The sequence below is a fragment of the Moraxella bovis genome (assembly GCF_002014975.1).
Taxonomy (GTDB): Bacteria; Pseudomonadota; Gammaproteobacteria; order Pseudomonadales; family Moraxellaceae; genus Moraxella; species Moraxella bovis.
In genome coordinates this window covers 1-14,824 of sequence record NZ_MUXV01000039.1, presented here as the reverse complement: position 1 = coordinate 14,824, position 14,824 = coordinate 1, and the positions used below count along the sequence as shown (strand labels likewise).

The window sequence follows — 14,824 nt, the reverse complement described above, 5'->3', positions numbered from 1 at the left end:
AGACTCGCCACAGGTGGTTACGGTGAAAAGTTGTCCTATTGTGTTGCCTGACATAGCTAATTCCTTAATTTTGTAGCATTGTTAGTTGATTTAAAAGGTCTTGATTTAAGAAATGTCACAATCAGTCTTGCAGACCTGTTGCAAAACATCCCTTAAGTCTTTTTGAAAATCTTCTATATTGTGATTTTCCTGAACATATTTGATTGCTTGTATTGATAGGTGCTGACGGTTTTGTTCGTCTGCCATAAGCTTTCTGATTGCATTAACATACAAATAAACTTTATCAAAACCATCACCTAACACATCACCGACATAAATACCAAATTTAATAGTTAAATCATCAGGATTGCGATTACTTACGATTAGTGTGCCATACGATAAAGCTTCTAAAAATGAAATGGGCAACGCTTCATGAATGGAGGTATTTACCAAAATTTTAGCGTCTTTTAAAAAGTTGGTTTTGTCATCACCTTCGACATGCCCTACAAAATGTAGATTTGAAATTTGTTGATACTTTGCAAAAATTTCTTTATTTTTATCTGATTCACGAAAAGTTTGACCAAGTACATAAAATTGATATTCTGGCAACTGCTTAGCAATTTCACAAAACAGCCAACCACGTTTCACTGATTCTAATCTGCCCAAAAAGATGATTTTGTTTTGTTTTTGGTGGTTTTTAATATCAAATTCTTTATTTATTTCTATGGGATTTGGCAGGTGGGTAATATCAGTATTTCTATCAAGAGAATATAAATCAATGGCTTTTTGATTTAAAAAATGAGCCTGAGATATGAAACGAACACGACCTTGTTTATACCAATTATGCACCAAATCATAGATGGTTTGATTGTAATAACAGGTCTCTGTAAAAAGTTTTACAGTATTTATCTCATCCCATTCATACACGGGGCGTGGGTCTTGAATCCATAACACTAATTTTTTATTTTTATTTGTTTCATTTTTAAGTACATAATCATCGGTAAGTTCTATGCTAAGATAAGCATCATAATTTTTTATGGCAAGCCATCTTTGTGCAAACCAAGCTCTTTTTGGCAATCTATAAACATTGATATTATCAACAATATGATGTTCTGCTTTGAAACGGTGCGAGTTACTTTTTCCCAGTAAAACATCAATTTCACAAAATTTTGAAAGGTGTTTTACAACAAGATGTCTAGCTAAAAAACCATAACCACCAAAGGCGGTGCCTGCCCCACCAAAATATTCATCAACAATTAGACCAATTTTCATGATTAATCCTAAATTTCTTCTCTAAGCATTTTTGATAATACTGATGTTTTTTCAATTTGATTTAAATTTATATTTTTAAGCATTTCATTGTATAAATGAACTGCTAAGGTTCTTTTTGTACAAATATCAGATAATGTTAAATCTTTTTCTAATAATAATCTAATACAGTGATAATGTACAGGATAAAATATATCAATTGGTTGTGCTAAATAACCTAAATTAAATTCTTTTACGTAATAAGTAATCGCTTCCGGACCAATGACACCCCACGGCATATGTGATATATGTTTTGCAATCCCAAACATCTTCTTTATTTTTAATCTTTTTTGTGCTTTGTTGGAATACCAAGGTGGTATAAAATTAGAATCATGGCTGATTTCAATCAGTTTATTAAGTAATAAGCTGTTTTTTGGTAAGGCTAAGACCGCACCATTGATTTTATTATCATCTTCATAACCAAATAAATAGCCATTATCTGGTATTGTAATGGGCTTTGTGCAATAAACATCACAATCTACATAAATACCATCTACTTTATTTAATAATTCATAACGAAATATATCTGAAAATAAAGCATAGCTACCCGTTTTCTTATGTTTTATGATTTTGTTTTTTGGAATAATCAAATTAGCGTCAGCAAGTTGTACGCCTTTTGGCAGGTCATTAATATCATTATAGGTGTGCAAATACACCTGATGCCCCTGTGCAACAAAAGATGATAGACAGCAATGGGATAATTGCCCTAAATTAGAGCCTATCCATAAGGCATGAATGGTTGGTAAAATAGTGTTTAGCATTATAATTGTATTTTTCTATCTAAAATCCACAGTCTCTCTTGCAATCTTAACAGCAATACGCTCAAATCTTTTATTGATTTTTTGAGATAGGGTTAGTCTTGGTTTTGGCTTTGGTTGGCCATTCATACGAGAACGTCTCTCTTGTTCTAGTGTGCTTTTAATTTTTCCTGATTGCTGAGGTCGGTCGCTCTGTATTGATAAGGCAGGGGTCATTTGATAAATAGGTAGATTGTATTTAAATATCGCTATTTCAAACATAATATGGTCAATTGGCTCAGCATTGATTTTAAATTGTTCGGTAATAACATGCATGAGTTTGTCAATCATTGATTTGTGAATAATATAGCCAGCTGTCCCCCAATTAAACTCTTTTAAGGGTTTGATATGTCTACCATAAATCTCACTAATACTTTTTCCAAGTATTAGTTTATCCAAATAATGCTCAATTTTTATTAATTCACAATCACTGGGAATCCAATCACTATTCCTTAAAAACAAATGAGCATTTTTGCCCAAATACACATCATCTTCAAAAACTACAAGATAATCCAAATTATCATCTATTGCTTTTTGCCATAAACATAAATGACTAAAAAAACAAGCCAATTCACCCTTGGTAAGATTGGCATCTTGGATATTGATGTCAAATTTATTTACTAATTTATCCACATCGTTGGGTGTAACTGCATCAAAAAATTCAAATATAATACCTTGTTTGCCGAATTCTTCTGCGATGTGCTGACGGCGTTCGGTGGCAGTGGTCAGGCTGATAACGTAGTTTTTCATAATGACATTTTATAGAAAATGTGATAATATTATCCAATAAATACTATTCTGTCAAGCTAAAAAGTGGTTTTGGTAGTATTGGGTGTTATTAATTGAATGATTTTTTTACAAAAATTATGTAATATAATGCTATGATAAGTTTTAAAATTAGGTGATTTATGAAAATTTTACATGTATTATTAACACGTCTTGCCATTCCGCCAAAAGATTATGGTGGTACGGAGCGTGTGATTTGGGCTTTGGCGATGGCACAGCGTGAAATGGGGCATGAAGTGCGTTTTTTGACCAAAGCCAATCCCAACAATAACCCAGATGTACAACTGTATGATAAATCCAAGCCAATTCATGAGCAGATAGATGATTGGCCAGATGTGGTGCATTTTCATTGGCCGTATGATGGCGAGCTTCATAAGCCTTATATTTGTACTGAGCATAGCAATGCTGAGCTTGCCAAAGAGTATCCGATTAACAGTGTATTCTTATCGAGTAAGCATGCTGAAAATCATGGGGCGACTTGTTATGTGCATAATGGACTGTATTGGGCAGATTATAGCGAGCCAAATTTGACTACATCAAAAGACTATGTGCATTTTTTGGCAAAAGCAGCGTGGCGAGTTAAGAATCTACAAGGTACGGCAGAGATTGCCAAACGGGCGGGGAAGAGGCTAGAAGTGATTGGCGGTAAGCGTTACAATTTTTCTCGCAACCCATACTTTTACCTGTCATCACAGATTGGCTTTAATGGCATGGTCGGTGGTCGTGCCAAAGATGAGCTTATCAAAAACTCCAAGGGACTGATTTTCCCTGTACTGTGGCATGAACCATTTGGGCTTGCCATTATTGAGAGTATGTATTTGGGTTGTCCTGTGTTTGCATCGCCCTTTGGTTCACTGCCTGACATCATCAGTCATGATGGCTTGGGCGTTCTGTCGGACAGTTATGGTGAACTTGCTGATGCTCTAAAACAAGTGGATAGCTATGACCGCAGGGTCTGCCACGAACACGCCAAGACATATTTTGGGCATGAAGCCATGGGACGAGCTTATCAGGCGTGTTACGAAAAAGTCATCGCAGGTGAGACACTAAACCCAACACGTCCCAAATCTTTTGGCAATGTCAAGGCGTTATTGACGATGAGAGACTAGCTGTTATGATGATTAAAAGGGCAAAGAGTTTTTGCCCTTTTTTCATTTAAACTCAACCACTTGACCAAAAATCTTGAGTCTTGTTTTGTGAATGAAGCTGTTGAACTCTCGCATGATTTTTTGGGGTAGGGTGCGATGGGGTTTTTTAAAGTAATGGGTTTGTCGGTGCTCGTCAAGAGTACTTTTTAATGATAGGTTGCCTTGTTTATGGATAAACTCTTGAATACACAAGGCGGGTGTTAATTGCAAGACGTCTTTTTTGTTTAGAATTTGAGCAAATAAAATATCATCAATCGCACTGATTTGTGCTTGGTGTTGTGATTGGTATTTGATAAGCTCAAACAGTGCCACAATGCACCGCTTGGAGATGATATAACCGCCCGCTCCATAGTGGGCGGTGTTTAAGGTGTAAAGCTGTCTGTCCTGTACTGTCTTGGGGTCAGATAAATGCACGGAAGTGGCAAAGGTTTCTAATTTAATTACATCAAAGCCATTAGGCAACCAATCATCACAAATTAAAAAAGCTTGTGCATTATTGCCTAAATATATATCATCTTCAAAAATTGCAATCCAATCTAAATCATCATCAATCGCCTTTTGCCATAGACATAAATGGCTTAAAAAACATGCAATCTCGCCTGATGACAAATTCATTTTGCTGATGTCTATACCAAATTGTTTGGCAACGGTGTCAATGCATGGGGGTGTGATTGCATCAAAAAATTCAAATACAATGTTTTGTTTACTAAATTCTTCTGCGATGTGCTGACGGCGTTCGGTGGCAGTGGTCAGGCTGATGACGTGATTTTGCATGGTTGGTGATGATGCTTGTTTTGATTTAATTGCCATAATATCAAATACTTATTAAAGGTATAGCTTGACGAAGCTCCTGCGTGTAGCACGCCGTATGCACCGCCTAACATACCGCCACGAATAACATATTCTCTTGAAAATGAAAATAAAGCGTGCGATATGACACTACCAAACTTTGTTTTTTTGCCACGTGCGGATTTGTCTCTTGCCCAATCATCGCTGTAACGAATATTTTTTTGGACGAAGTGAGCGAAATCATCATTAGTCAGATGTAAAAGATAGCCAGATAAATTTTTAATGGTGGCATTTTTGGTATCTAGCGATTCGTGAACTTCTAAGTCATTGTATTGATAGTGTGAATTAGCATACAGTCGTGCTAAATTGTCAGCATACCAAAAACGTTTTAAAACTTCTACTCCACAGAATAGATTGACCCTAGGTAGAGCAAAAACCATGTGTGTTTGTGGTGGCTCATGCAGGATTTTAGTGATACTGTCTCTTAGGCTGTCATCAAGTCGCTCATCAGCGTCCAGCACTAGCACATAATCGCTCGTGGCATAGGATTGGGCAAGCTGGCGTTGTTTGCCGAAACCTTGCCAGTCGGTATTGACGTGCCATTTTGCCCCATATTGTTCGGCAATCTTGCGAGTATCATCGGTGCTACCGCTATCTAGGACAATAATTTCGTCTACCAAATCATGCACCGTATCAAGACACGCTTTTAGGTGTTTAGATTCGTTTTTGCAAATCATGACAAGCGACAATGTGCTTTTTTTGTTTGTTAAGTCAATAGAGGCTAGGCTTTTGGCAAATTCTACCGATTTTAAAAATGCTTGCTCGGCTTGATTGTGGGTCAAATCATACAAAATGGCGTATTTGTTAAAAGTGTATTGGGCAAATAAACACGAATAAATCAACCCATATTTGCCTTGCAAAAAACGTCCGTCCAAAAAGTATTGGCGGATAAATTGCCAAATGGGGTTACTGATGATTTTAAATAGGCTGGATTTTTTGCCTTTTTGGTGTTTTTCGTTCGCCCAAGTTTTGGCGTAGCTTAAACGTTTTTGTAGTAAAAACTCTAAGTCTGGGGCGGTGTGATGATGTAAAAATCCCGATAACACTTGGGTTTTGGCATTGGTAGTATCAAGCGATTCATGCACCAATAAATCATTAAAGCCAAATTGTTTGGGAAACAGTCGCCAATAAGCCTTCACGCCCCAATAAGGGTTGTCAATTTGCCTGCCCGCAATAAAATCAAGTCGTTTTAGCCCATATACCGTATCATTTGGTGGATTTTTGATGACTGTCAAAATACTCTGTTTTAACTCATCGGTAATCTCTTCGTCAGCATCAAGTGCTAATATCCACTCGCCTGTGGCATAAGATTGGGCGAACTGTCTTTGTTTGCCAAAGCCTTGCCAGTTGGTATTAACAAACCATTTTGCCCCATATTGCTCAGCAATTTGTCTGCTATTATCGGTGCTACCGCTGTCCAAAATGATAATCTCGTTTGCCAAGCCATCTAAGGCAGGTAAAGAGATTGCCAGATTGTGCGCTTCGTTTTTGATAATCATCACCACAGATAATGAATAACTCATCGCCAATACTCCACAATCCAAGGTGTTGGCAATACCTTGCGATACCATTTACAACTTCGCCCGACAATGGCATCAGGGGGATTGACCTCACCGTGAAAAATCACCATTTTGGCATTTTTGGGCAATATCGGAGCTTTAAAAAAGCTCATTGGAAAAGGCTGAACACACTGATATTTAAAGCTCACACACCAACTGGCGTCCCAATATTCCAAATGATGATGTTCACGCAGATAATTGGACAAAAACGCCTGTTCGTGGCGAACCTCCGAGCGGATTTTTTCAAAATTTTGTTCAAAATCGCTAAGCAGGTTCGGATAAGTATTTTGCCCCACTTTAAAGCGATAGACCGAACTATTACCGACCATTCGCCACGGTTTTTTCCAGTCTCTAATAATCATCACGCTATCATCAAACTGTGCCTGATGAGTAAAAAAGCAATCAATATTATCAACAATAACAATATCAATATCCAAAAAAAGTGCCGTACCTTTTAAATCATAAAGCTTTGGTTTAAAGGTGGTGAGTTTTTTCCAGCCTCGCTCTGGAATATTATCAGGTAAATTTAAGGCAGGAATGGGATAGCATTTGACATTGTCATCAATGCCTGTGCTATCGTCCGTCAAGCACACCATTTGAAAATCAAGGGTCAAATGGCGTTTTACCATATTATACAGGCGATTGACGTACTCGGCACCGTATTTGGTTCCCCACTTCATACAAATCACATAGCGGTTGTCGGTCATGGATTTTCCTTGTTTTTGTCTATTTTATAAGATTTTATTTGGGCGTGCAAATCATCAAAAGGCAACAGATAGGGATTTTCCCCAAAAGGCGTGGTCTTAAATCGCCGATAGCCCCACATATAATGAGCAAAATGCTTATTTATCATCATCTCCATACTATTATTTAGGGTGGTGGTGGCGATAATGTCGTTTTTGTCGTACAAATTGGGGTCGGTCAAATCATAACAAAATATCTCAAATCCATCCTTGCCCTTGATACACGCCAAACCAACCAACGCACAGCCTGTTTTTTGGGCAAGCTTGGTGGTGAGCGTGCCTGTCATGGTGGGAATGCCAAAAAACGGGACGATTTCTCCACCATTTTTGTCAGGGACATGGTCGGGCAAAATCACGGTAAATCCGCCTGATTTTAAGGTCTTAAAAATTGCCTTAACGCCTGTGCTATCGGTGGGGACAAGCGTGGCGGAAAGTCGTTCACGACCGCTTAGGATAAATCGGTCAAGGCTGGGATTGCCAGACGGCTTGTACATAATCGTCAAATCGCCAAAACCGCACAGCCATGCGTTCATCATCTCCCAAGTGCCGATGTGTGGCGCCACTAAAATCAGCCCCTTAGGATTGGCAAAACCACGCTCCAAAATCTCACGATTATGCACCGTTTTGATTTGGGCGATAGACCACTTTGGGGGCATTGCCCAGCTTTTGGCACTGTTTAGGGTGCTGGTAAGCTGATTTTGTAGTATGGTAAAAGCAAGCCTGTCTCGCTCGTCCTTATCCATAGAAGGGCGGACTAGCATGAGATTGGTGCAAATACTGCGATAAATACTGGCATTTGACCATTTAGCAAGATAAGACGCAAAACGAGCCAATGCCCCCAATAAGGACATTGGCACGAATTTGATAAGATTAAGCATAAATCACAAAATCCATAAATGTATTATGAAAAGGTTTTACGTTGCCCTTCGACAGGCTCAGGGCGAACGGAGAACTTCTTTCACAATTTGCTTTATGATTATTCAGCTTTTTCTTTTTCACGCACACGAATGCCAAGCTCACGCAGTTGTTTGTTATCCACGCCAGCAGGGGCTTCGGTGAGCGGACATTCTGCTGTTTTGGTCTTAGGAAAGGCAATGACATCACGAATGGAGCTTGCTCCTGTCATCAGCATTACCAAACGGTCAAGACCAAATGCTAAGCCACCGTGGGGCGGAGCACCGTATTTTAGGGCGTTGAGCAAGAATGAGAATTTCTCTTCGGCTTCGGCTTCACTAATGCCTAGTGCTTCAAAAACTGCCTTTTGCATGTCTAGGGTGTTGATGCGCAGTGAGCCACCGCCAATCTCTGTACCGTTTAGCACCATGTCATAAGCGATAGATAGGGCGGTCTCTGGGCTGTTTTTCATCTCTTCTACCGTGCCTTTTGGGCGGGTAAATGGGTGGTGAACTGATGTCCATTTGCCGTCATCGGTCTCTTCAAACATCGGAAAGTCCACAACCCACAAGGGAGCCCATTCTGATGTAAGTAGGTTTAAATCATGACCGATTTTAACACGCAAGGCTCCCATCGCATCATTGACGATTTTGGCTTTGTCAGCACCGAAGAAAATGATGTCGCCATTTTCGGCACCTGTACGGCGGATAAGCTCGACAAGCACGTCATCAGTCATATTTTTGATGATGGGCGATTGTAATCCGCTTTCTTTATCCACGCCGTTGTTAATGTTGGATACATCATTTACTTTGATGTACGCCAAACCTTTTGCCCCATAAATGCCGACAAATTTGGTGTAGTCATCAATCTGGCGACGCGTAATCTCACCGCCTTTTGGAATGCGTAGGGCAACCACACGCCCTTTGGGGTCTGTCGCAGGGGCGGAGAATACTTTAAATTCCACGTTTTGCATGATGTCCGCCACGTCCACAAGTTTTAATGGAATACGTAAATCAGGCTTGTCGGAGGCGTAATCACGCATGGCTTCGCTATACGGCATACGCTGGAATTTGTCAAATTTTACGCCCAACAGTTCGTCAAATAGCTTGACGGTCATGCCTTCCATTAAGTCCATGATGTCGTTGTCATCAAGGAACGATGTCTCAATGTCAATTTGGGTGAACTCTGGCTGACGGTCGGCACGCAAATCTTCATCACGAAAGCACTTGGCGATTTGATAATAACGGTCAATACCACCCACCATAAGAAGCTGTTTGAACAGCTGTGGCGACTGTGGCAGGGCATAAAACTCGCCATTAGACACACGGCTTGGCACAAGGTAATCCCTTGCCCCTTCTGGGGTGGCACGAGTTAGGATGGGCGTTTCAACGTCCAAAAAGCCATGCTTGTCTAGGTAGTTGCGGATTAGGCTTGTAACCTTTGAGCGAAAACGCAAGCGGTCAAGCATTTCAGGACGGCGAATGTCAAGAAAGCGGTATTTTAGGCGTAGCTCTTCTGAGACGTTGCTAAAATCATCGTTTAGTGGAAATGGTGGCGTTTCGCTGGTGGCAAGGGTTTCAATTTCTTTGGCAAGAAGTTCAATTTGACCGCTTTTCATGTTGGGGTTTTGGGTGCCTTCGTATCTTTTACGCACACGCCCTGTGATTTTTAGGATAAATTCAGAACGTGCGTTATCAGCGGTGGCAAAGGCTTCTGGCGTGTCGGGGTCGATGACGACTTGCAACAGTCCATCTCGGTCTCTCATGTCCAAGAAAATCACGCCCCCGTGGTCTCTTCGGCGGTGCACCCAGCCGACAACGGTAATGGTTTGGTCAATGTAGCTTTCGGTAACACTACCGCAATATTCTGTGCGAATTGCCATAAATTTGCCTTTTGAAAGTTGCTTTAAATTTTAAAAGTAAAATGGTTCAAACCTGCTATTATGCCTTTAAAATGCAATTTGGGCAAGTTTTTTTGTAAAAATTTGTCAAAGTGGCATAAGCGGGCAAGTAGCTCCTTTGTTTGGTTTTTGCGTTTGGTTTTTTGGAATTATTCTTGGAAAAAAATTGGCACGTTTGGGACGATTTTGTGTTACAATTAATCTTTTTGACTGATTTTTGATGATTGACTGCTGTCAAGTTTTGCCCACAAATTACCCAACCCAAAAAGGAGCGTGATGGACACCCTAAATATTTTGTACCTTGTCTCGGCGGTGCTGATTTTTGTAAGTATTATGACAAGCCAGTTATCGGCTCGTTTGGGCGTGCCTTTGTTGTTATTCTTTTTGGGCGTGGGTGTGTTGGCAGGCGAAGAAGGGATTTTGGGGATTGAGTTTGAGCAGTATGCCCTTGCCAATTTTATCGGACAAGCTGCCCTTGCGTGCATTTTGCTTGATGGGGGGCTTAGAACGTCCCTTAATTCGTTTCGGGTGGGTCTAAAACCCGCCGTTACCCTTGCTACTTGGGGCGTTGTGGCGACTGTTTTGACGCTTGGGGTTTTTATTGCCTATCTTTTGGGGGTGGACTGGCGACTTGGGCTGTTGATTGCCGCCATCGTGGGCAGTACCGATGCGGCAGCCGTTTTTAGCCTGCTTAGAAATGGTGGGGTTAAGCTCAACGACCGTGTGCAAGCAACGCTTGAACTTGAATCGGGGGCGAACGACCCCTTGGCAATTTTGCTTGTTACGGTCATGATTGCCCTAAACCTTGACCCCGAAAGCCAAACAATCTGGACGATTTTGTCGCTACTTGCCACCCAAATTGGCGTGGGGCTGGTCATGGGCGTGGTGTCGGGTTTTGTGCTGTCAAAACTGCTCCCCAAGGTGCATTTGGCGGACGGTATGTATGCCATTTTGATTATGTCAGCAGGCATGGCGGTGTTTGGGGCAACCAACCTGCTAGGCGGTTCGGGATTTTTGGCGGTATATTTGACAGGCGTGGCGATTGGTAATACCAAAGTGCGTGCCACCGAACACGTACTTCGGGTCATGGACAGTTTTGCGTGGCTATCGCAGGCGGTGCTGTTTGTGGTGCTGGGGCTACTGGTTACGCCATCTAGTCTTTTGCAAGTGTGGCATTATTCTTTGATTGTGTTTTTGTTTTTGTTGTTTGTCGCTCGCCCGTTTGCGGTCATGACAAGCCTTTTGCCTTTTGGATTTAATTGGCGTGAAATTGGCTTTATCTCGTGGGTGGGACTGCGTGGGGCAGTGCCGATTACCCTTGCTATTATCCCGATTATGATGGCAGTTCCCCAAGCCAATTTGGCATTTAACATCGCCTTTGGGCTTGTGATTTTGTCGCTACTTGCCCAAGGGGCGACCATTCCCTTTATGTCCCGAGCCTTTGGGGTGTGGGTGCCAACCGATAGCGAGCCAAAGGCGGAGCATGAGATTTGGGTGGGCGACCATGCCAATATTACGCTTTATGAATTTGAAGTGGGTAAGGGGGCGTTTGCCGTGGGGCGACACCCTGTCAATATCTCAAGCCGTTTTAATGCCAAGGATGTCAATTTGTTTGCGGTGGTACGAAATGAGCATTTGCTTGTTGTCAATGACGACACAGCATTGCGGGCGGGCGATGTGGTGTGGTATGCCATGAGTGGGGATAATGCCAACTCTGTGGCAAAGATTTTTAACAATTCTGCCACCCAATACCAAAAAACAAGCGAGTTTTATGGCGATTGGCTGCTGTCTCCCCACATCAAAATTGCCGATTTGCCGTTTTTTAGCGGTGGGCAATCCTTACTCAAAACCGACCGATCCAGCACGTCCAAATCCACCAAAAAAATGCCCTTTGATTTTTTTGAAGTATTTACCCCACCCAAATCAACGCTTGGCGGGATTGATGATGAGTTGATTGAGATATTTGATAAGCACAAAAATGAGACCATCGAAGAGTATATGCTAAGTCATTTCCATGCCGAACCTGTCAGTGGCGATAAGGTGCGACTCAATGACCACTGGAGTCTTATTGTGCGTGATGTGGACAATCGGGGCAGACTGCGTGGCGTGGGGCTAAAAAATACGGTCAAAAAGGAATAAGGGGCTTTTAAAACGCCAAACAAACCCCATTTTTTTAAAATTTATCAATAAAGGTAAAACCATGCTATTTCATTCATCAAAAAAACCCACCGAATTGTCCATTATTCATCTTAATAAGCTCCAAGACAAACGCCAAGGGCAACTAAAAGACGCTCTAAAAAACAGCCAAAAAGACGACAAAAAATGCGGTCTGTTTGGCAAATTGTGCAAAAAAGCCAAAGACAAAGCAAAAGACAAAAAAGACAAGACAGACGACAAAAGTAAGAGTAGTGATAAAAGTGTGTTTGTGCTAGATTTTGACGGCGACATTAAAGCATCTGCGGTGGCTCATCTGCGTGAAGAGATTAGCGTGATTATCAGCTCGGCAAAATCAGGCGATGAAGTGCTGGTACGCTTAGAGAGCGGTGGCGGACAGGTTAATGCTTATGGTTTGGCAAGCTCGCAATTGGCTCGCCTAAAAGAGGCGGGGCTTACGCTAACTGTCTGCGTGGATAAAATCTCGGCAAGTGGTGGCTATATGATGGCGTGCGTGGCGGACAAAATTATCGCCAGCGACTTTGCGGTCATCGGTTCGGTGGGTGTAGTAAGTCAGCTCCCCAATTTTCATGAACTGCTAAAAAAGCACAACATTGGCTATGAGATGTTCACGGCAGGCGAGTACAAGCGTACCGTTACCATGTTTGGTGAAAATGACGATGAAGACCGTGCCAAGCACCAAGCGGACATTGACCGCATTCATGAGTTGTTTAAAACCTTTGTCAAAACGCACCGCCCAAGCCTAGATGTGGAGAAGATTGCCACAGGCGAGATTTGGTTTGGGCAGGACGCTTTGGATTTGGGGCTGATTGATGAGATTGGCACGTCTGATGCCTATGTGCTAGAACTAATGAAAGAGCATGACGTCTTTGTATTGCATACCCGCACCAAGCCGACTTTGGCAGAAAAATTGGGACTGTCTGAGCAGGTGGGCGTAAAGATGGGTGAGATGGTCGGACACATGATGTCATCGGTGGGCGAACAGCTTGCCAAATATCAACGTCCTTAAAGAGTCTTGCAAGTGATTGAATGTACACATCATTTTACTTAAAATTTTGATAAAAATGGTGTAAAATAAGCCATTCAACTTTTTAAAAGCGGACAATGGTTGTTCGCTTTTTTATTGATTTTAACGTGTGATTTGGGTTATTTATGAAAAAACTAGAAGAAGCCTTTGCCAAAGCCGATAAATTCGGACGAGTGGTTGCCAATAAATTTAGTAAAATCAAAGATTTAAATGACATTCGTGGTATCGGCCAAGGCAAAACGGTGCTGATTACAGGGGCAAGCTCGGGGCTTGGGGCGATGATGGCAAAGAAATTTGCCTTTTTGGGGTATGATTTGGCGATTTGTGCCAGACGACTTGACCGCTTGGAGGCTCTAAAAACCGAGCTAGAAAAAGAATTTGGTATTAAAGTCTATGTGCGTACGCTGGATGTTACGGCATATGATGATGTGTTTGCCGTGTTTGAAGAGTTTGCCAAAGACGTGGAAAATGACGGCGGTACGCTTGACAAAATCATCGTGAACGCAGGCGTGGGCGACAGTCGCGTGATTGGGCATGGGCGATTTGCGATAAATCGTGCCACCGCCGAGACCAACTTCATCTCCGCCCTTGCTCAGTGTGAATCTGCCATGCAAATATTCCGCCGTCAAAATAGCGGTCATTTGGTTGTCATATCCAGTATGTCTGCGGTGCGTGGACTGCCAAGACATTTGACGACTTACGCTGCTGCCAAAGCAGGACTTGCGGCTCTTGCTGAGGGGATACGTGCTGATACGATTACTGAAAAATTGCCGATTACGGTGTCCACCATTTACCCTGGTTATGTGCGTACCGACCTAAATATCGGGGCAAAATATCTGCCCTTTGAAGTCGAAGAAGACGAAGGGGCGGACGTGATTGTCAAAGCCATTGAAGCCAAAGTAGATGAAGCCTATGTCCCTGCGTGGCCGTGGCTACCGATTGGGCTGGGCATGAAATATTTGCCATTGCGACTGATTACCAAATTTTTGTAATTAAAAGGTGTGGATGGTTTGCATTTTATCCCAAAGCACAGTAATATAGGTTATCCCTTTATCAATAAATAGGAGTGCGTATGAGCAGTCAAATTACCTTAGGTGGCAATGCCGTTGATGTGGCAGGTGAGTTTGCCAAAGTGGGCGAGACGGTCGCTGATTTTGTCTTAGTGGGCAATGATTTGGCGGACGTCAAATTGTCCGATTTTGCAGGCAAACGCAAGATTTTAAACATTTTTCCAAGCATTGACACAGGCATTTGTGCCACGTCTGTGCGTGTATTCAACCAAAAAGCAAGCGAGCTTGATAACACCGTAGTACTGTGCATTTCGGCAGATTTGCCCTTTGCTCAAGCCCGTTTTTGTGGGGCAGAAGGGCTTGACAATGTTAAAACTTTGTCCGCTTTTAGAAATGATGACATCGCCAAAACTCTTGGCGTTACCATGACATCAGGAGCATTGTCAGGGCTAACTGCTCGTGCGGTCATTGTGTTAGATGCTGATAACAAAGTATTGCATAGCGAGCTTGTGCCAGAGATTAAGAGTGAGCCCGATTATGATAAGGCGTTGGCATCTTTGGCTTGATTTATTTGGTTTGCTCAAAAAATAGTCCAAATATGGGCTATTTTTAATGTTTTAAAATTTTATTTACACCCACCAAACCCCAA

At 41.9% G+C, this 14,824-nt stretch carries 13 protein-coding genes; 5 read left to right on the top strand and 8 right to left on the bottom strand.

Annotated features, from left to right (window positions below; translation table 11 throughout):
* Positions 1–105: 105 nt before the first annotated feature.
* Genes B0182_RS09830 through B0182_RS09820 form a run of 3 tightly spaced genes read right to left on the bottom strand, consistent with a single transcriptional unit; the run spans position 106 to position 2,834 of the window.
* Positions 106–1,251 (bottom strand): glycosyltransferase family 4 protein, encoded by a 1,146-nt coding sequence (locus B0182_RS09830; protein ID WP_078274773.1) that lies wholly within the window; start codon positions 1,249–1,251, stop codon positions 106–108.
* 8 nt (positions 1,252–1,259) lie between these two features.
* A complete protein-coding gene (locus B0182_RS09825) occupies positions 1,260–2,048 on the bottom strand; it encodes a glycosyltransferase (protein ID WP_078274772.1) in 789 nt (262 codons plus the stop codon).
* A gap of 15 nt (positions 2,049–2,063) precedes the next feature.
* Positions 2,064–2,834 carry a glycosyltransferase family 25 protein gene (locus B0182_RS09820; protein WP_078274771.1) on the bottom strand — a complete coding sequence of 257 codons (771 nt, stop codon included), beginning with the start codon at positions 2,832–2,834 and terminating at the stop codon, positions 2,064–2,066.
* A 158-nt stretch (positions 2,835–2,992) separates the two neighbouring features.
* On the opposite strand from B0182_RS09820, the gene B0182_RS09815 reads away from it, so the two are divergent.
* Complete coding sequence (locus B0182_RS09815; protein WP_078274770.1) at positions 2,993–3,979, top strand: glycosyltransferase family 4 protein; 987 nt, start codon at positions 2,993–2,995, stop codon at positions 3,977–3,979.
* A gap of 42 nt (positions 3,980–4,021) precedes the next feature.
* Here the strand turns inward: B0182_RS09815 and B0182_RS09810 are convergent, their stop codons facing one another.
* The 5 genes from B0182_RS09810 to aspS form a co-directional block, all read right to left on the bottom strand.
* Positions 4,022–4,828, bottom strand: coding sequence for a glycosyltransferase family 25 protein (locus B0182_RS09810; RefSeq protein WP_078274769.1), 807 nt, complete (start codon positions 4,826–4,828; stop codon positions 4,022–4,024).
* Positions 4,768–6,390, bottom strand: coding sequence for a glycosyltransferase family 2 protein (locus tag B0182_RS09805; RefSeq protein ID WP_244893674.1), 1,623 nt, complete (start codon positions 6,388–6,390; stop codon positions 4,768–4,770). The genes B0182_RS09810 and B0182_RS09805 overlap by 61 nt, the downstream gene beginning before the upstream one ends.
* Positions 6,387–7,133, bottom strand: coding sequence for a glycosyltransferase (locus tag B0182_RS09800; RefSeq protein ID WP_078274768.1), 747 nt, complete (start codon positions 7,131–7,133; stop codon positions 6,387–6,389). The genes B0182_RS09805 and B0182_RS09800 overlap by 4 nt, the downstream gene beginning before the upstream one ends.
* A complete protein-coding gene (locus tag B0182_RS09795) occupies positions 7,130–8,047 on the bottom strand; it encodes a lysophospholipid acyltransferase family protein (protein WP_078274767.1) in 918 nt (305 codons plus the stop codon). The genes B0182_RS09800 and B0182_RS09795 overlap by 4 nt, the downstream gene beginning before the upstream one ends.
* 98 nt (positions 8,048–8,145) lie before the next feature.
* The gene (aspS, locus tag B0182_RS09790) at positions 8,146–9,945 is read right to left on the bottom strand and encodes an aspartate--tRNA ligase (RefSeq protein ID WP_078274766.1); all 1,800 of its coding nucleotides are present in this window, start codon (positions 9,943–9,945) and stop codon (positions 8,146–8,148) included.
* Positions 9,946–10,239: 294 nt separating this feature from the next.
* Between aspS and B0182_RS09785 the strand changes: the two genes are divergently transcribed.
* The 4 genes from B0182_RS09785 (at position 10,240) to tpx (ending at position 14,741) form a co-directional block, all read left to right on the top strand.
* Positions 10,240–12,102 carry a potassium/proton antiporter gene (locus tag B0182_RS09785; protein ID WP_078274765.1) on the top strand — a complete coding sequence of 621 codons (1,863 nt, stop codon included), beginning with the start codon at positions 10,240–10,242 and terminating at the stop codon, positions 12,100–12,102.
* Between the two features lie 61 nt (positions 12,103–12,163).
* The gene (gene sohB / locus B0182_RS09780) at positions 12,164–13,147 is read left to right on the top strand and encodes a protease SohB (protein ID WP_078274764.1); all 984 of its coding nucleotides are present in this window, start codon (positions 12,164–12,166) and stop codon (positions 13,145–13,147) included.
* A 143-nt stretch (positions 13,148–13,290) separates the two neighbouring features.
* Positions 13,291–14,157 (top strand): SDR family oxidoreductase, encoded by an 867-nt coding sequence (locus B0182_RS09775; protein WP_078274763.1) that lies wholly within the window; start codon positions 13,291–13,293, stop codon positions 14,155–14,157.
* Positions 14,158–14,237: 80 nt separating this feature from the next.
* Positions 14,238–14,741 carry a thiol peroxidase gene (gene tpx / locus B0182_RS09770; RefSeq protein WP_078274762.1) on the top strand — a complete coding sequence of 168 codons (504 nt, stop codon included), beginning with the start codon at positions 14,238–14,240 and terminating at the stop codon, positions 14,739–14,741.
* Positions 14,742–14,824: the final 83 nt, after the last annotated feature.